Source organism: Erythrobacter sp. S267, from assembly GCF_057365045.1.
In genome coordinates this window covers 489,956-505,367 of record NZ_CP200298.1, presented here as the reverse complement: position 1 = coordinate 505,367, position 15,412 = coordinate 489,956, and the positions used below count along the sequence as shown (strand labels likewise).

Genomic DNA, 15,412 nt, shown 5'->3' with positions numbered 1-15,412 from the left:
TAGGGGATCACCGATATGGCAAGTGCCGCAGAGGCGCCGAAAACCGAAGGCATGACCGGCATTCTGGGCTGGATTGAGCGCAGCGGAAACAAGCTGCCCGACCCGGTCTTCCTGTTCTTCTACCTCATCATCATTTTGATCGCGATCAGCGTGGTCGCGTCTTCCTTGGGCGTCTCCGCCATCCACCCTGCCGAAATCGACCCGGCTACGGGCGAATTGAAGGTGGAGCGAGCGGTCAGTCTACTCTCGCCGGAGAACATCCAGAGGCTTTGGGTCGAGATGCCCAAGACTTTCACCCATTTTTACCCGCTCGGCTATGTGCTGGTGGTGATGCTGGGCGCAGGGGTGGCCGAGCGTTCCGGCTTCTTCGCAGCCGGCATGGCCAAGGCGGTGAAGGCCGCACCTACGGCTCTGCTGACGCCAGTTGTGGCGCTGGTGGCGATGCTGGGTAACCACGCGGCGGATGCGGGCTATGTGGTCCTGATCCCGCTGGCTGGCATTCTCTTCGCCGCTGCAGGACGCCATCCAATGGCGGGTATCGCAGCAGCTTTTGCAGGGGTTTCCGGAGGCTTCTCAGCCAATATCTCCCCCGGCCAGCTCGACGCATTGCTGTTTGGCCTGACGGAAGAGGCTGTGGTCGCAAGCTCGCTCGACCCAAGCTGGACGATGAACATTGCTGGCAACTGGTACTTCATCAGCGTGATGACCGTGCTCTATCTGCCGATCATCTGGTACGTGACCGACAAGGTGATAGAACCGCGCCTTGGCCCGTGGACTGCCGGAGTCACCGCCGTCGCCGAAGAGGATGACGCCAATCCGGATCCCACGGCCGGAGATCCAGCTCTTACGTCAAAGGGTCTGCGCTACGCAGGGCTTGCCGCGCTGGGCATTGTTGCGCTTTGGGTCGCTATGGTGTTTGCACCGGGCACGCCGTTGGTGAACGAAGGGGCTTGCCTCGCCGAAGACGGCTCGCGCATTGCCGACTGCTCGATCCACACTGAACTTGGGCCCCTATACCAATCGCTGGTCGCGGCCTTCTTCCTGATGTTCCTGGCAACCGGCTGGGCCTACGGCAAAGCGGTCGGCACGATCAACGATCACAAGGACCTGGTCGCGATGATGACGGAGAGCATGAAGGACATGGGCTATTACCTCGTCCTCTCCTTTGCCGCTGCGCACTTTGTGGCGATGTTCAGTTGGTCCAATCTGGGCCTGATCTCGGCGGTGCATGGAGCGGACGCGATCAAGGCCACCGGCCTGCCGCTGCCGATCGTGCTGGGCCTGATGGTGATCTTCTCAGCTATCCTGAACCTGTTCGTGGGTTCGGCGAGCGCCAAGTGGGGCCTGCTCGCACCGATCCTGGTGCCGATGCTGATGCTGCTGGGGATTAGCCCGGAAGGCGCGACGGCAGCCTACCGCGTGGGTGACAGCGCGACGAACATCATCACGCCGCTGATGGTCTACTTTCCGCTGATCCTGATCTTCGCACGGCGCTGGCAGCCCAATTTCGGGATTGGCAGTCTGACCGCGATGATGTTGCCCTATTCGATCTGGCTGCTGATTTCAGGCACGCTGCTGATCGTCGCCTGGCTCTTTCTCGGCTTCCCCTTGGGGCCAGATGCGCCGGTGGGCTATAGCCTGCCGGGCGCAGGCGGCTAACGGCTCAAGCGGGGCGAAAACACGCTGCGGCGTGAAACCTGCGCGCGATTTTTCGCGTATATATTCGTGAGAGGGTCAATGGAGAGAAAGGAACACTTATGCTCCGTATGATCCTTGTCGCATTGTTCGCGCTGATGATGCCGGTTGGCACCTCGGCACAAAGCAGCGGGACCCTGAACTACACACTCGACGCCTCCGCCAGTGAGGTGACGGCGCGCGTGCCCTTCTTCGGCCTGTCGAGCAAGACCGCCCTTTTCCCCAGCATGCGGGGCAATGTCACCATCGTGCCGGGAGCGCCTCAGGACGCGAAGATCGACGTCACTTTCGACGCGCGCCAGTTGGAAGCTCCGGATCAGACCACTCTGGAACGCCTGCGCGGTGAAAGGTTCTTCTGGGTCGAACGCTACCCGTCCATCCGCTTTGTCGGGCGTTCGCTCTCCATGTCCTCGCCCACGCAAGGGACGCTGACCGGAGAGCTAACTGCGCGCGGCGTCACCAAGACCGAAACGCTGAGCGTGACCTTCACCAGCGACCCAACCCGATCGACAGGCAACGCGGTGAGCTTCACCGGAGAGATGGAGATCGACCGGCGCGACTATGGCATGCGCAGCTATCAGCTGATCGTGGGCAACAAGGTCAAGATCCGCCTCAACGCGCGGATGGTACCGGGGTGAGGATAAGGCGGCCAAAGGCGACAGATGGGCGACAAAGGCGACACAGTGTCGCCCTAACCTGTCTCTATATTTCAGTGACTTAGACCCAAAGGCGACGCGTAAAGGTTTGGCGGGAAAAGTCGATGAGCCCACCAAATTCCATCATCGGTGGGTGCCACATTGCCGAGCGTGTAGGAAAGCCCCAATCCAATGCGGGGACCATGCAGCGAGGCGGGCCTTAGCCGCCCAAGTCGCCATCTGAGCGGGCCTCAAGGTCGTCATCCAGATCGTCATCCAGGTCTCTGGCAACCTTGGGGTCGCGCAGCAGAGCCTCAATCCGATCTGCTTCGGCAAAGCTTTCATCCTTGCGGAACTTCAGCTTGGGCGCGAATTTCAGGCCTAGCCGCTTGGCGACCTCGCGCTGCAAGAAAGCCGTGTTCTGGCGCAGGGCCTTCACGACGTCATCGTCGCTCGCACCCAGCAGCGGCTTCACATAGGCGGTCGCGTTGCGCAGGTCCGGGCTCATCCGCACCTCCGTCACCGAGATGTTGGAGGCGCTGACAGTTTCGTCATGCACTTCCTGCCGGGCGAGAAGCTCGGACAGGATATGCCGCACCCGCTCGCCCACTTTCAGGACGCGGACGCTTTGCTGTTCGGAGGTGTGATCTTGTCTGCGGGCCATTCGGGTAGTCCTTGGGTCAGGCCATCTTTGAAATAATGTTCTTCAGCGAGTTCATATTGCGCGCCGTGCCTTTGACCTTGAGCCGCCGTTCAAGCAGCTTGTTCGACAGGTCCGATACGCCAACGCCATAAACATAATCGAGATAGAGTACGCGGTCACCCAGTGCGAGCCGTTCGCTCCCTTTGTCCTTATGCTCCTGCAGCAGCGCGTCAAACGCCTCCTGTTCCGGTTGAGCGGAAAGGAAGATGGAATGGACCATCTTGTCCGAGCCATGCTCTTCGCCGGTGCCGTGGAAAGGGTTGTCGTGGATGGCGCTGTGCACCTGCTCCTTCGTGCGGACCATGGCGCAGCTCTTGAAGCCAAAGCTGCGCTCGACAATGCTCTCCAGCTGGATTTCGAGCATGGCCGGCTCTTTGTCGGTGGTGAGGATCACATTGCCGCTCGCCGCGACCGTGGTGACGTCCCTAAACCCCTCTTTGGCGAGCGCCTCTTTCAGGTCGACCATCTTGATCCGATTGCCACCAATATTGATGCTGCCGAGGAGGGCCAGGACGGTCGGCATCACCGTCCCATTCCCGTCTCATCCTGAGAGGGACGCATGGTCGGGATTGCAGTGGAGGTTGCCTTGGCGAGCACCTGCCCCTCCGGCGTCTGCAGCTCCCCTTCGAGGAAGATCACCCTGCGTCCAGCGCGCACCACGCGGCCTTTGCCGATGATCGTCGCGCCTTCGGGGATGAGGCCCAGTAGCTGCATCGAGATTTCCAGATTAAGCGGCGCTTGCACACCGCCAGTCATCGCGACAAAGGCATAGCCCATCACATCGTCGAGATAGCCCGCAACCAGCCCACCCTGCACACCGCCGCGCCAAGTCGTCATCTGCTTGGCAACAGTGAATTCCATCGTCGCGGTCGCGGTCTCCTCGTCAAAGCCGAGAAACTTGGAGCCCAGCAGGTTGGAGTGCGGAGAGCCTTCGGTGCCCGCCTGGATTTGGTCACGCCAAGTCATTCGTATCGATCCAGCGAGCGCTCCAAAGTCTTAAGTGCTTTATAAGCATCACCTGTCTGCATCAGCGCAACGTCAGACTGTGTAGCAATGCGAACTCCGAAGCGTTGCAAGAGTGCATCCAAGACATCCCACCGGCCAGAAACCGCGACAATTCCGAACAGTCGGTGAGCCGGCACTGCATGGTCAGGTCGAGCTTTGCTGGAATAGGCATCGAGCATGAATTTACTAACCTGCTCATTGAGGAATGTTGACAGCTCTTCAGCAAACTCCTCTCGGCTCCTATCGTCGTCATTTAGAATGACGCCGATAGCTCTAGCCATCTCCTTACCAAAGTCTGGATCGGAGATACCAAACTCGGGCTGGGAGCTTACTGCCTCAATGAGTTTCCAGCTCACCCCACCTCCAGCGTGCGCTCGCGCTCTTCGACTTCGAAGACTTCAAGCTGGTCGCCAGCCTGAATGTCGTTGGTGTCTTCCAGCACCACGCCGCATTCGAGGCCTGAGCGGACTTCGTCGACGTCGTCCTTGAAGCGCCGCAGCGAGGCGATGGTCGTCGCCGAAACGATGACATCGTCGCGGGTGAGGCGCGCAAACAGACCTTTGCGGATGACACCCTCTTCGACGAGGAGGCCAGCGGCTTTGTCTTTCTTGCCCGACTTGAAGACGTCTTTGACCTCTGCCCGGCCAACGACCGTCTCGATCCGCTCTGGACCAAGCTCACCGGCCATTTCCTTCGCGACCTCTTCGGTCAGGTGATAGATCACATCGTAATACATCATCCGCACACCGTCGCGCTTGACCAGCTCGCGCGCTTTCGCGTTGGGGCGAACGCCAAAACCGATGATCGGCGCGTTCGATGCGGCTGCAAGCGTCACATCGCTTTCCGTGATCGCACCCACACCTGCGTGCAGGACGCGGGCCTTGATATCGTCGGTAGAGATGTTGTGCAGCGCATTGACGATGGCCTCGACCGAGCCTTGAACGTCGCCTTTGACCAGAACCGGCCATTCGATGACGTTGGAGGCGAGGTTGTTGAACATCGTGTCGAAGCTGGTCGGAGCAAGCGCGGTGCGCTTCTCGGTTGCCTTCTCCTGACGATATTGCGCGACTTCACGGGCGCGCTGTTCGTTCTCCACGACGGTCAGCTGATCGCCGGCCGACGGCACACCGCCAAGGCCAAGGACTTCAACCGGCATCGAAGGCCCGGCTTCCTTGATCTGCTTGCCTTGGTCGTTGACGATAGCGCGCACACGGCCGCTTTCGGTGCCGACCACGAAGGTGTCGCCACGCTTCAGAGTGCCGCGCGTCACCAGCACGGTCGCGACCGGGCCACGGCCCTTGTCGAGCTGCGCTTCGATCACGGTTGCATCAGCATCGCGGTCGGGACGCGCTTTCAGCTCAAGCAGTTCGGCCTGCAGCGCGATCTTCTCGATCAGCTCATCCAGGCCGGTTTTCTTGGTGGCCGAGATTTCGACGTCCTGCACATCGCCCGACATCTTCTCAACGATCACTTCATGTTCGAGCAGTCGGCTGCGGACATTGTCCGGGTCAGCCTCTGGCTTATCCATCTTGTTGATCGCGACGATCATCGGGACGCCAGCCGCTTTGGTGTGATTGATCGCCTCAATCGTCTGCGGCATGATCCCGTCATCAGCGGCAACCACAAGCACCACGATATCCGTCACATTCGCACCGCGCTGACGCATTTCGGAGAAGGCTGCGTGGCCCGGCGTGTCGAGGAAGGTGATCTTTTGCTTGTCCTTCGTCGTGATCTGATAGCTGCCGATATGCTGGGTAATCCCGCCAGCTTCGCCTTTCACAACGTTGGCACCGCGCAGAGCGTCGAGCAGCGACGTCTTGCCGTGATCGACGTGGCCCATGATGGTAACGACCGGCGGACGCTCTTTCAGGGTCTCTTCCGGATCAACATCCTGCTCGGTCGTAATATCGACATCGGCTTCGGAGACCTTCTGGATATTGTGGCCGAACTGTTCGACCAGCAATTCCGCTGTGTCCTGGTCAATGGTCTGGTTGACCGTGACCATCATGTCGAGATTGAACAGCTCTTTGACCAGGTCTGCGCCCTTCTCGCCCATCCGCTTGGCCAGTTCGCCAACGGTGATGGCCTCAGGCACGACAACGTCACGAACCTGCTTTTCGCGCGGCTTGGAGGAGCCGCCGCCTTGCATCCGGCGTTCTTTCTCACGCGCACGCTTGAGCGCGGCGAGCGAGCGGGCACGGCGGCCTTCGTCCTCGTTCAAAGCTTTGGAGACAGTCAGCTTGCCGCCGCGACGCTTGTCCTTGGGACTGCTGGTGTCTTTGACGGAGCGTTTGTCGTCTTTCTTCTTCTTTTCCGGACGCTTGGGTTCAGGCCGGGCGACCGGCGTGAACTTGCGCGCGGCGGGCGCTGGGCTGCCGGGGTCAGCGGGTGCGACCTCAGCCTCACCTTCGGGAGCGGCGCTTTCCGCCTCAGCAGCCGCCTTGGCTTCTTCAGCGGCTCGCTTTTCAGCTTCGGCTTCGGCCTTCTTGTTGTCCTCAGCGCGCTTCTTCTCAGCCTCAGCGTTTTGTTTCGCCTTCTGGTCGTCACGCTTGCGCGCTTCTTCGGCGAGCTTCAGACGCTCTTCTTCCGCCTCGCGCTGCAAACGCGCGACGCGTTCCTGCGGGGTTTCCGCAGCCGGAGCGGGCTTTTTGGGCGCAGCCGGAGCCGCTGGAGGCGGTGGGGGCGGCGGCGGAGGAGCTGCCTCGACCACGGGTTCAGGGGCAGGCGTTTCGCCGGGCTTCACAAGCTTGCGGCGGCGCTTCACCTGAACCTCGACCTTGTTGGTGCGGCCGTGGCTGAAGGTCTGCTTGACCTCGCCAGCATCAACCGCCCGTTTCAGGCCCAAAGGTTTCCGGGTGCGTTTTTTCTCTTCGTCGCTCATCTAGCTCGTTATTCCTTCAAAATTCTTCGGTCGTCCGGCGAGAGAGGCGCCTCTCGCATTTTGTCTTTGTATTCAGGCGGCTAATCGGGAGGGTCGCTCCCTAAATAGCGCGACAAACGCGTGACCGCCTGTCCAATGCGAGACACCGCACTCTTGCGCGGGTTGCGACTGGCCGACACGCCCAAATGGACGACATTTTCGCGGCCCAATGCCACAGACAGAGCCTCGCGGTCCAGAGGCAAGACGTCTCCCCGCTTGCCTGACCCCTCTTCTTCCAGCCCCACACGCCACGCCTGATCGAGCTTCTTGCGCCCATCTTCGCTGGCATCGCTTGCGTGAAGCAGCAGGCCGATCCGGCCGGTTCGCGCATGCTCTGCAAGCTTGGCGGAGCCGAGCACAATATTGCCACCGCGCCACTCCAAACCAAGCCTGTCGGTCAGGTTGCGGATCAGCGCGGCGGTGATGCGTTGGGGCAAATCGTCGCTGTAGGAAAGGGTGATACCATCACCACCTCCCTTAAATGCACGCATCAAGGCTCGTTTGAGATGGCCATCCGCGATGGCGCTTTCAAGCGCAGCCTTGTCCGGCGCAATCCATGCCCCGCGCCCCGGAGCCTTGGCGCCCGGATCAGGATGAATGCTGCCGTCTGGCGCGATGGCGAGACGGATCAGCTCTTCGCGGGGGAGCGTTTCCCCTGACAGAATGCAGCGCCTCTCGCTCCCGGAAGTGGCTCCGGGAGGAGGTAGATCAGCGATGTCGGAACTTACGCGCTCATTGGGTGGAGTCCGCATCGGCGGCCTCCTTAGTGGGAGCCCCAGCGGGCTCCTCATCTTCGGATCCTGATGAAGCCGCTTGCGGCTCCTCGTCTTCGAACCAGTGCGCGCGGGCTGCCATGATGATCTCGTTGCCCTGCTCTTCTGACAGGCCGTATTCACCCAGCACGCCGCCCTTGTCCTGCTCACGCTGCGGACGACGCATTGGCGGACCGTCCGGATTGTTGTTGCGGCGACGGGGTGCTTCACGCTTCTTCGCGATCAGCTCGTCGGTGGCCAGATCAGCCACATCGTCGAGCGTCTTGAGACCTGCCTTGCCGAGCGTCACCAGCATTGCCTCGTTAAGGTGCGGCAGTTCGGCAATCGCATCTTCGACGCCCAGCTCACGGCGAGCAGCGCGGTGCGTTTCTTCCTGACGCTCCAGCGCTTCGACAGCACGGCTTTGCAGTTCTTCGGCGAGCTCTTCGTCAAAGCCTTCGATGCTGGCGAGTTCGGCTAGTTCGACGTAGGCGACTTCTTCAAGCTCCGCGAAACCTTCTGCAACCAGCAGCTGCGAAAGCGTTTCGTCGACGTCGAGTTCCTCTTCGAACATCTTGGAGCGTTCGGCGAATTCCTTGGAGCGCTTCTCGGAAGCCTCTTCCTCGGTCATGATGTCGATCTGGTGGCCGGTCAGTTGGCTTGCCAGACGCACGTTCTGACCACGGCGACCAATGGCAAGCGAAAGCTGGTCGTCAGGGACAACCACTTCGATCCGGCCATCTTCTTCGTCGAGGACAACGCGGGCCACGGTCGCAGGCTGAAGCGCGTTCACGACAAAGGTCGCAGTGTCTTCCGACCACGGAATGATGTCGATCTTCTCGCCTTGCAATTCCTGCACAACGGCCTGAACGCGAGAACCCTTCATCCCGACGCAAGCGCCGACAGGGTCGATGCTGGAATCATGCGAGATGACGCCGATCTTGGCACGGCTGCCCGGATCGCGGGCGGCGGCCTTGATCTCGATAATGCCGTCGTAAATCTCGGGCACTTCCTGCGCGAACAGCTTGCGCATGAAATCAGGCGCAGCGCGTGACAGGAAGATTTGCGGACCGCGGTTGTTGCGCTCCACCTTGGTGATCAGCGCGCGAACACGCTCGCCCACACGGGCTGCTTCCCGCGGGATTTGCTGGTCGCGGCGGATCACGCCTTCGGCGCGACCAAGATTGACGATCACATGGCCAAACTCGACCGACTTGATAACGCCAGTGATGACTTCGCCTGCGCGATCCTTGAACTCTTCGAACTGACGCTCACGCTCAGCATCGCGGACCTTCTGAAAGATCACCTGCTTCGCGCTTTGAGCGTCAATGCGGCCAAGGTCCACTGGAGGCAGCGGGTCGACGATGAAGTCACCAACCGCCGCGCCTTCTTGCAGCTTCTGGCCCTGCTTCAGGTCCACCTGCTTGAAATAGTCTTCGACCTCTTCAACCACCTCAACCACGCGCCACAGCGTCAGATCGCCGGTATTGGGATCAAGCTTTGCGCGGATATCGTTTTCGGCACCATAGCGGTTGCGCGCCGATTTCTGGATCGCTTCTTCCATCGCTTCAATAACGATGGATTCGTCAATCATCTTTTCCGATGCAACGGATTTCGCAATCGCGAGCAGTTCAGCCTTGTTGGCGGAAATGGCACTGGCCATCAGTCGTCTGCCTTTTCTTCTGAGTCTTCTTCAATGGTGTCGGCACCACTCGTATCGAGCGGCTTAGTAGCAGCGATCAGCGCGTCTGTCAGGACAAGCTTTGCACTGTGTATTTCTTTTTGCGGCAAGGAGACCTCGCCCGTCTTGGCATCGGTGATATTGACCATGCCGTCCGTGATCCCGCCCAGCTCGCCTTTATAGGTCCGCTTTCCGTCATAGTCCTTGACCATAACGATGCGCGCTTCGTGCCCTGCCCAATTGGCAAAGTCCTTGCTCCGGGTCAGCGGACGGTCGATGCCGGGTGAGCTGACTTCGAGGTGATACGCCCCCTCGACCAGCACTTCTCCTGCCTCTTCACGCGCATCCATCATGTCTGAGATACGGCGCGATAAAGCAGCGCATTGTTCAATCACCAGCTGGCCGGTTGCCGGATCCTCCGCCATGATCTGGAGCGCTTCGCCGCCGTCTCCGGCTTCGGAAGGCATCATCTTGACGCGCACCAGTTCAAACCCGAGAGCTTCCGCTTCGGGTGCGATCAGGTCTTCAAGGCGCGCAATGTCGGTCATGCGGGTGCGAGGATACTCTTTACTTGTGACACCATCGAAAACCACAGGCCGATTAGCGCCGGCCCCTTGCGGCGCCAGCCCCTTCAAAGTGTCGACGATGTCGGGATGAATGTGCAGTTAGGCCTGCAATCCGGGTTTGGCAAGAGCTTTGGCCGTGACTTTACCAGCGGCCCTGATTTTCGCCCATGGTCCAGCTGCGAACTGTTTCGGCCATTTCGGCCTGCAAGTGCTCTTCCAGACCTTCCTGATAGCGGCGCAGGTCTGCGATGAAGAGGTCGTCATAGGGGATATCGAACTCAACCGCATTCACGCCCTTGTCCTTGCGCGTCACCGTCACGAAGCGGTCCACGGGCCCTGCGCGCAGATAGCCGTGGGCGCCCACTTTCAGGGATGTGCTCATCGCCACCAAAGCCCCTGTGCGGGACACATTGGTGATGATGCAGGTGAAATTGCCCTTTGCGGCGATAAACTTGCCGGCGAGGCTCAGCGGCAGGCGCGGAGCATTGCGTTCGGCTGATTGAGGCGCTTGGCCAAAATTGGGATCGTGGAAGCCCATCGACGTTTTCGTTCCTATCGAGCAGCTGGGCCCCAGCCGCCATCATCCTCGCTTGAACTTCTGCTGGAGCGCCTGTCCGAAGTTGGTGCGTTGGCCGACATTTCATAGCCCCAGCCATCTTCGGCCAAGGCTTCGGCCTGTTGCTGTTCGCGCTTCGCATTGGCTCGCTGTGTCGCCCGTTCAGCCGAGCGTTCTCGTTCTGCCTCGCTGCCGAAGCCTTCGAACATTGTCGGCATGAAAAGGGAGAGCCCGGCGCTCATAGCGAAAGAGGCCACCATGATGACCAGGACAATGCCGCCGATAATCAGCCGCATGACCCCGGTAATCCGGTCCACCATGTCAAATAACGGTTGCATGACACCTGCCCTTGCGCCGAACGCAGAGTGCGTTCCTCTTACGCGCGGCAGATTATGCCACAGCGGTAAACAAGGGGTTGATGCGAGAGGCGTTTTGGGCAGTCAAATCTGAGCCTATTTGCACTCGTCGAGGAACGGGTCGCGGGCGCAAGGGTCGCCGACAGCGCCAGCCGCTTGCATCTCCGCAATCGCTTCGGCCTTGGCCTCGGCACGGATCTGTTCTTCATTTAGGGGCTCAGGCCCAGCGGAAAAACTGACCTTGATCATTGCGACGACCACGAATCCCGCAACAGTCACCCCCAGAATCCACGCCCACTTTTTCAACTGGCGTTTTCGGGTCTGCTCGTTGCCATTCTTGAACTCGGTCGCCTCGTCATAAAGGTCGAGGACATCGAAGGCGGCATCGAAGAGAGAAAAAGCCATTGGATTGTCCAGTTATCCCTGTTGAACATCTGCCCTTGCGCAACCGCGCAGTTACCGGCTTCCCTTGCCCCAATCGCCGCTGGAAGACGTATCATCCGAATTGCCGCTGTAGTCAGAGAAGGGATCGCTGGCTGGCGCGCTGTCGCGTTTTGGCGGAGCAAAGGCGCGACGTTCTTCGAGGTCTTGCTCATATTCCGCCACTGCCTGATCGACGGCGTAAGAGCCTACACCGACCAGTCCAACACAACCCACTGTGCCAAGGATAGCGACAACGCCGCAGCCCATCAGCAAGCCCTTGACCATATCCATCGAACCCGAACCCCTTGTTGTTCAAACGCAAAAGGGGTTAGCGGGTTTTGGTAAAGGGGAGGTTTAAGCGGCGCTGAATTGACCGATTGGGTCTATTCCGATGCTTCTTCCATCAGCCCATGCTTCTTGATCGCATGGCGTAGCTGGTCGTAGCTCAGCCCCAAGGCTTTGGCGGTCTGGCGCTGGTTCCAGCGGTGTTTGCCCAGAGCATGCTCAACAATGGCGCGTTCGTGGGAGTCAACTGCGGCTCGCAGATCATCGACGCCTTCAAAGTCAAGCGCTGCGGGCGTTGGAGCGCCACTAGCAGGCGCCACGCCTCCAGAGGCCGCGGGCGCCGGGGCACCAGCGCTAACCCTGTGCGAAGGCGCGATTGGCTTCCACGGGCTGTCAAACGGGTCGAATTGCACATGGCTGATCGGTGTTTCGGGATCATCCCAGCGATAGACCGCGCGCTCCACCACATTGCGCAGCTCGCGGACATTGCCGGGCCAGGCATATTCGTCGAGCTGTTTGGAGATATGGGGCGCAAAGCCGGGCCAGGTATGCCAGTCCAGTTCTGCCGCCATGCGCCGCGCGAAATATTCCGCCAGCACAGCCACATCGCCTTCGCGCACGCGCAAAGGAGGCAGCGTGATGACTTCGAAGCTCAACCGGTCAAGCAGGTCGGCGCGAAACTCGCCGGAACCAGCCAGCGCTGGCAAGTCGTCATTGGTCGCCGCAACAATCCGCACATCGACCCGCACAGGCCGCGAGGCACCGATCCGCGTGACCTCGCCATATTCGACCGCTCTCAGCAGCCGCTCTTGTGCGCCCATCGACAGCGTGCCCAATTCATCGAGGAACAGCGTGCCTTTGTCGGCTTCTTCGAACCGACCGGCGCGCGCTTTGGTAGCCCCGGTGAAAGCCCCCGCTTCGTGACCGAACAGTTCGGCTTCGATCAGAGTTTCGGGCAGCGCTGCGCAGTTCATCGTCACCAGTGGCTCATCCCAGCGGGTGGACAGGCGGTGGAGGCGCTCGGCGATCAGTTCCTTGCCTGTTCCACGCTCACCAATGACGAGCACGGGCCGCTGCATTGGCGCGGCACGCGAGGCGCGCTCAACCGCGTCAAGGAACGCGCCGGACTGGCCGATAAACTGGTTCTCGCGCTCCATGATTCCCCTGATTCCGTGTCCGTGACCAACCTATAGGGAATTTTCCCAATGTTTGGCAATAGAGGCCATATAGCCATTTGAGGAGAGTTCCAAAAAGCCCGGAATTCTGCGATTTTTCAAGTTTGGCACGCCGGTTGCAAAGTTGGTGGCAAGACACAAACACACCTCGGAGACCCACAATGTACACCGCAGATTTCTTCCGCACCAAGCTCGGCCAGGCCGCTCTGGTCAGCATCGCTGCGATGACCGCGATGATCGCACTGTCCAGCCAGATGACGCTGAATGACAGCGCGCACTTGGCCGGGCCGGATGCGAACACCCCCGCCATGGTTGAGCTGGCTTGAACGCGCTGATCGTGGCCAAGAGCAAATCCCCTTCAAAAGATCCCCACGCTGATCGACTTGGGCCGGAGCGCAACACTCCAGTCGCGAATGGCGAGAACGCAGATGCGCTTACCCCGACGCGCAGCAGTTCCAACGCCGATAGCGCTCCGGTCCACCCCCTTTTGGGCCAAGAGGGATCGTCGAAGAGCAAGCTCTCTCGCCTCGACGCTGAAATCGAAGCCTTGCGTCAAAGCCCCACTCCGACGCAAACTTACGGTAACTATAGTGATGGTGACGACTCGAACACTGCAGGTTCGAAAGCAGTCAGCACCAACCCGTTTCTGGATGGAGTAGCCTTTATGGGCATTTTTAGCCGCACTCGTGACATTATCGCCGCGAACTTCACTGACATGCTCGACAAGGCGGATGACCCGTCAAAGATGATCCGCATGATCATCCTCGAGATGGAGGAGACGCTGGTGGAAGTCCGTGCTTCGGCAGCGCGTACAATTGCGGACCAAAAGGAAATGCGCCGCCATGTGATCAAGCTCGACCGGCTCCAGGCCGATTGGGGCGAGAAAGCGCAGCTGGCACTGTCCAAGGAACGCGAAGACTTGGCCCGTGCCGCTTTGGTCGAGAAGAAGAAAGCGACCGACATGGCCGACCAGCTGAAGGCTGAGATCGCTGTGCTGGACGATGCATTGCGGGCGTATGAGGAGGATATCCAGAAACTCCAGCACCGCCTGCGTGAAGCGCGCAGCCGCCAGACGCAGATCGCAGCGCGCCTCGAAAGCGCGGAGAACCGCGTCAAGCTGCGCACGCTGATGACGACTGAGCGCACGGATGAGGCTCTGGCCAAATTCGACCAGCTCGAACGCCGTGTCGATTACGCCGAAGGGCGTGCTGACTCGATCCAAATCGGACAGGAGAGCGGCCCGTCGCTCTCTGACGAAATCGCAGCTCTCGCAGGCTCGGACGCCATCGACGACGAGCTTGAGCAAATGAAGAAAGCCCTCGGCAAACCCGATGCCGAGAAGAAGGGAGAATAGCAATGGATTGGACTGCCGCCCTTGTTGTCCCGACTGTCTTGATCGGCCTCCCCTGGTTGATCCTGCACTACGTGACCCGGTGGAAGACCGCCGCCACCATCACCTCTGATGATGAGGTACTGCTGGAGGAACTCTACAACCTCGCCAAACGGCTGGATGAGCGAATGGACACGGTCGAGCGCCTCGTTGCGCATGACGACCCCAGCTTCAACCCGGTCAAGCGCCTCCAGGCCGACCAGGACAAAGACAACCAACAATTGCGAGAGCTGGAACAGCTCATCGCTGAGAAGAAAGGAGCCGCCTGATGAATAGCCCCCGCACAACGCTCTACCGCGACACTTTGAACGCCAAGCTGTTTGGTGTCTGCTCCGGGATCTCCGAATATACAGGCGTGCCACGCTTTTGGGTCCGGGTTGGCGCTGTGGGTCTGACCGTCGCTAGCCAAGGTCTGGCAGCGGTCTGCTACCTGATCGCCGGCTTTGTCCTGCAAAAGAAGCCGCCGCATCTCTACGCTGACAAGCAGGAAGAGAAGTATTGGCAGCGCGTGCGTCAAAGCCCGAGCCGCTCGGCCCGCGAAATCCGCGCCCGCTTCCGCGACATCGATCGCCGGCTGGCGGATGTGGAGACCTATTACGTCAGCAACAATCCGCGCCTGACAGCCGAGATTGAAGAGCTGCGCTGAACCCTTTGGGCGGGGTCACTGACGAGAAGGCACAGAAGAGAGAGCTAGGGCGATGGAAACCGGAATAATGCTGGGACTGATGTTCGCCGGAGTAGGCGTTCCAGCGGCCATCTACGGAATGTGGGACAGCTGGCTGCGGCACCGCGAAAAGGCGCTCGACTACCAGCACAGCCGCAAGGTTGAACAACTCACCAGCGAGAAAGCGCAGATGCAGGACCGGATGGAGATGATGGAGGACCGCCTCGCCGTCCTCGAACGCATTGCCACCGATCCCGCCACCCGCACCGCCAAAGAGATCGAAGACCTGCGCTGATCGGCGCGAGGTTCAAGGGGAGCATATCCAATGCCAGATGAGATTGTTGCACTTTTGATTGTCTGCTTCCTTAGCGCGGCCTTCTTCATGACGATCAGCACCGTTCTGGCGCACCGCCGCGAAATGGCAAAGATCAAGTCCGGCGAGACGGGCAACCCGGCGCTCGAACATGAAAACACCGAACTCAAGGAAACCGTCAGCCTGATGCAGGACCGGATTGCTGTGCTCGAACAAATCGCGGTCGATCCCGCGCGGCGGACGGCCGAAGAGATCGAGAAACTGCGCTGAGGCGCAAAGGGTAGGAATTGGAG

At 60.1% G+C, this 15,412-nt stretch carries 21 protein-coding genes; 8 read left to right on the top strand and 13 right to left on the bottom strand.

What is annotated here, in order from left to right; genetic code table 11:
* The first annotated feature begins 15 nt into the window (after positions 1-15).
* Positions 16-1,659 carry an AbgT family transporter gene (locus tag AC0V6X_RS02230; RefSeq protein WP_486182965.1) on the top strand — a complete coding sequence of 548 codons (1,644 nt, stop codon included), beginning with the start codon at positions 16-18 and terminating at the stop codon, positions 1,657-1,659.
* A gap of 98 nt (positions 1,660-1,757) precedes the next feature.
* The gene (locus tag AC0V6X_RS02225) at positions 1,758-2,333 is read left to right on the top strand and encodes a YceI family protein (RefSeq protein WP_486182964.1); all 576 of its coding nucleotides are present in this window, start codon (positions 1,758-1,760) and stop codon (positions 2,331-2,333) included.
* A gap of 217 nt (positions 2,334-2,550) precedes the next feature.
* Here AC0V6X_RS02225 and rbfA read toward each other — a convergent pair whose 3' ends face one another.
* The 13 genes from rbfA to pspF form a co-directional block, all read right to left on the bottom strand.
* A complete protein-coding gene (gene rbfA / locus AC0V6X_RS02220) occupies positions 2,551-2,994 on the bottom strand; it encodes a 30S ribosome-binding factor RbfA (RefSeq protein WP_486182963.1) in 444 nt (147 codons plus the stop codon).
* 16 nt (positions 2,995-3,010) lie between these two features.
* The gene (locus tag AC0V6X_RS02215) at positions 3,011-3,556 is read right to left on the bottom strand and encodes a DUF1697 domain-containing protein (RefSeq protein ID WP_486182962.1); all 546 of its coding nucleotides are present in this window, start codon (positions 3,554-3,556) and stop codon (positions 3,011-3,013) included.
* On the bottom strand, positions 3,556-3,999 hold the full coding sequence (locus AC0V6X_RS02210) for a PaaI family thioesterase (RefSeq protein WP_486182961.1): 444 nt from the start codon (positions 3,997-3,999) through the stop codon (positions 3,556-3,558). Before AC0V6X_RS02210 ends, AC0V6X_RS02215 begins: the two co-directional genes overlap by 1 nt.
* Entirely contained in the window at positions 3,996-4,394 is a 399-nt protein-coding gene (locus AC0V6X_RS02205) for a hypothetical protein (RefSeq protein WP_486182960.1), read from the bottom strand. The genes AC0V6X_RS02210 and AC0V6X_RS02205 overlap by 4 nt, the downstream gene beginning before the upstream one ends.
* Positions 4,391-6,919: a translation initiation factor IF-2 gene (gene infB / locus AC0V6X_RS02200; protein ID WP_486182959.1), complete on the bottom strand. Its 2,529-nt coding sequence runs from the start codon at positions 6,917-6,919 to the stop codon at positions 4,391-4,393. The genes AC0V6X_RS02205 and infB overlap by 4 nt, the downstream gene beginning before the upstream one ends.
* 80 nt (positions 6,920-6,999) lie before the next feature.
* The gene (locus AC0V6X_RS02195) at positions 7,000-7,710 is read right to left on the bottom strand and encodes a DUF448 domain-containing protein (protein ID WP_486182958.1); all 711 of its coding nucleotides are present in this window, start codon (positions 7,708-7,710) and stop codon (positions 7,000-7,002) included.
* The gene (gene nusA / locus AC0V6X_RS02190) at positions 7,691-9,373 is read right to left on the bottom strand and encodes a transcription termination factor NusA (RefSeq protein WP_486182957.1); all 1,683 of its coding nucleotides are present in this window, start codon (positions 9,371-9,373) and stop codon (positions 7,691-7,693) included. Before nusA ends, AC0V6X_RS02195 begins: the two co-directional genes overlap by 20 nt.
* Entirely contained in the window at positions 9,373-9,939 is a 567-nt protein-coding gene (rimP, locus tag AC0V6X_RS02185) for a ribosome maturation protein RimP (protein WP_486182956.1), read from the bottom strand. The genes nusA and rimP overlap by 1 nt, the downstream gene beginning before the upstream one ends.
* Positions 9,940-10,099: 160 nt before the next feature.
* Positions 10,100-10,495 carry a PilZ domain-containing protein gene (locus AC0V6X_RS02180; RefSeq protein ID WP_486182955.1) on the bottom strand — a complete coding sequence of 132 codons (396 nt, stop codon included), beginning with the start codon at positions 10,493-10,495 and terminating at the stop codon, positions 10,100-10,102.
* Between the two features lie 14 nt (positions 10,496-10,509).
* Positions 10,510-10,851 carry a hypothetical protein gene (locus tag AC0V6X_RS02175; RefSeq protein ID WP_486182954.1) on the bottom strand — a complete coding sequence of 114 codons (342 nt, stop codon included), beginning with the start codon at positions 10,849-10,851 and terminating at the stop codon, positions 10,510-10,512.
* A 114-nt stretch (positions 10,852-10,965) separates the two neighbouring features.
* Positions 10,966-11,274, bottom strand: coding sequence for a hypothetical protein (locus tag AC0V6X_RS02170; protein ID WP_486182953.1), 309 nt, complete (start codon positions 11,272-11,274; stop codon positions 10,966-10,968).
* Positions 11,275-11,325: 51 nt separating this feature from the next.
* Complete coding sequence (locus AC0V6X_RS02165) at positions 11,326-11,583, bottom strand: hypothetical protein (protein ID WP_486182952.1); 258 nt, start codon at positions 11,581-11,583, stop codon at positions 11,326-11,328.
* Between the two features lie 92 nt (positions 11,584-11,675).
* Positions 11,676-12,734 carry a phage shock protein operon transcriptional activator gene (gene pspF, locus AC0V6X_RS02160; RefSeq protein ID WP_486182951.1) on the bottom strand — a complete coding sequence of 353 codons (1,059 nt, stop codon included), beginning with the start codon at positions 12,732-12,734 and terminating at the stop codon, positions 11,676-11,678.
* Between the two features lie 179 nt (positions 12,735-12,913).
* Between pspF and AC0V6X_RS02155 the strand changes: the two genes are divergently transcribed.
* The 6 genes from AC0V6X_RS02155 to AC0V6X_RS02130 are packed head-to-tail and all read left to right on the top strand — an operon-like array spanning position 12,914 to position 15,389.
* The gene (locus AC0V6X_RS02155) at positions 12,914-13,078 is read left to right on the top strand and encodes a hypothetical protein (RefSeq protein ID WP_486182950.1); all 165 of its coding nucleotides are present in this window, start codon (positions 12,914-12,916) and stop codon (positions 13,076-13,078) included.
* An 11-nt stretch (positions 13,079-13,089) separates the two neighbouring features.
* Positions 13,090-14,106 (top strand): phage shock protein PspA, encoded by a 1,017-nt coding sequence (gene pspA / locus AC0V6X_RS02150; protein WP_486182949.1) that lies wholly within the window; start codon positions 13,090-13,092, stop codon positions 14,104-14,106.
* A gap of 2 nt (positions 14,107-14,108) precedes the next feature.
* Positions 14,109-14,411, top strand: a complete 303-nt coding sequence (gene pspB / locus AC0V6X_RS02145) for an envelope stress response membrane protein PspB (RefSeq protein ID WP_486182948.1) — start codon at positions 14,109-14,111, stop codon at positions 14,409-14,411.
* A complete protein-coding gene (gene pspC / locus AC0V6X_RS02140; RefSeq protein ID WP_486182947.1) occupies positions 14,411-14,788 on the top strand; it encodes an envelope stress response membrane protein PspC in 378 nt (125 codons plus the stop codon). Before pspB ends, pspC begins: the two co-directional genes overlap by 1 nt.
* Positions 14,789-14,840: 52 nt before the next feature.
* Positions 14,841-15,101: a hypothetical protein gene (locus AC0V6X_RS02135; RefSeq protein WP_486182946.1), complete on the top strand. Its 261-nt coding sequence runs from the start codon at positions 14,841-14,843 to the stop codon at positions 15,099-15,101.
* 30 nt (positions 15,102-15,131) lie between these two features.
* Positions 15,132-15,389 (top strand): hypothetical protein, encoded by a 258-nt coding sequence (locus AC0V6X_RS02130; RefSeq protein ID WP_486182945.1) that lies wholly within the window; start codon positions 15,132-15,134, stop codon positions 15,387-15,389.
* Positions 15,390-15,412 lie beyond the last annotated feature (23 nt).

What these genes read in the sequence shown, in the direction of transcription:
- AC0V6X_RS02230 (WP_486182965.1), top strand. Translation starts at nt 16, where the DNA reads ATGGCAAGTGCCGCAGAGGCGCCGAAAACCGAAGGCATGACCGGCATT.
- AC0V6X_RS02225 (WP_486182964.1), top strand. Translation starts at nt 1,758, where the DNA reads ATGCTCCGTATGATCCTTGTCGCATTGTTCGCGCTGATGATGCCGGTT.
- rbfA (WP_486182963.1), bottom strand. Translation starts at nt 2,994, where the DNA reads ATGGCCCGCAGACAAGATCACACCTCCGAACAGCAAAGCGTCCGCGTC.
- AC0V6X_RS02215 (WP_486182962.1), bottom strand. Translation starts at nt 3,556, where the DNA reads ATGCCGACCGTCCTGGCCCTCCTCGGCAGCATCAATATTGGTGGCAAT.
- AC0V6X_RS02210 (WP_486182961.1), bottom strand. Translation starts at nt 3,999, where the DNA reads ATGACTTGGCGTGACCAAATCCAGGCGGGCACCGAAGGCTCTCCGCAC.
- infB (WP_486182959.1), bottom strand. Translation starts at nt 6,919, where the DNA reads ATGAGCGACGAAGAGAAAAAACGCACCCGGAAACCTTTGGGCCTGAAA.
- AC0V6X_RS02195 (WP_486182958.1), bottom strand. Translation starts at nt 7,710, where the DNA reads ATGCGGACTCCACCCAATGAGCGCGTAAGTTCCGACATCGCTGATCTA.
- nusA (WP_486182957.1), bottom strand. Translation starts at nt 9,373, where the DNA reads ATGGCCAGTGCCATTTCCGCCAACAAGGCTGAACTGCTCGCGATTGCG.
- rimP (WP_486182956.1), bottom strand. Translation starts at nt 9,939, where the DNA reads ATGACCGACATTGCGCGCCTTGAAGACCTGATCGCACCCGAAGCGGAA.
- AC0V6X_RS02180 (WP_486182955.1), bottom strand. Translation starts at nt 10,495, where the DNA reads ATGGGCTTCCACGATCCCAATTTTGGCCAAGCGCCTCAATCAGCCGAA.
- AC0V6X_RS02175 (WP_486182954.1), bottom strand. Translation starts at nt 10,851, where the DNA reads ATGCAACCGTTATTTGACATGGTGGACCGGATTACCGGGGTCATGCGG.
- AC0V6X_RS02170 (WP_486182953.1), bottom strand. Translation starts at nt 11,274, where the DNA reads ATGGCTTTTTCTCTCTTCGATGCCGCCTTCGATGTCCTCGACCTTTAT.
- AC0V6X_RS02165 (WP_486182952.1), bottom strand. Translation starts at nt 11,583, where the DNA reads ATGGATATGGTCAAGGGCTTGCTGATGGGCTGCGGCGTTGTCGCTATC.
- pspF (WP_486182951.1), bottom strand. Translation starts at nt 12,734, where the DNA reads ATGGAGCGCGAGAACCAGTTTATCGGCCAGTCCGGCGCGTTCCTTGAC.
- AC0V6X_RS02155 (WP_486182950.1), top strand. Translation starts at nt 12,914, where the DNA reads ATGTACACCGCAGATTTCTTCCGCACCAAGCTCGGCCAGGCCGCTCTG.
- pspB (WP_486182948.1), top strand. Translation starts at nt 14,109, where the DNA reads ATGGATTGGACTGCCGCCCTTGTTGTCCCGACTGTCTTGATCGGCCTC.
- pspC (WP_486182947.1), top strand. Translation starts at nt 14,411, where the DNA reads ATGAATAGCCCCCGCACAACGCTCTACCGCGACACTTTGAACGCCAAG.
- AC0V6X_RS02135 (WP_486182946.1), top strand. Translation starts at nt 14,841, where the DNA reads ATGGAAACCGGAATAATGCTGGGACTGATGTTCGCCGGAGTAGGCGTT.
- AC0V6X_RS02130 (WP_486182945.1), top strand. Translation starts at nt 15,132, where the DNA reads ATGCCAGATGAGATTGTTGCACTTTTGATTGTCTGCTTCCTTAGCGCG.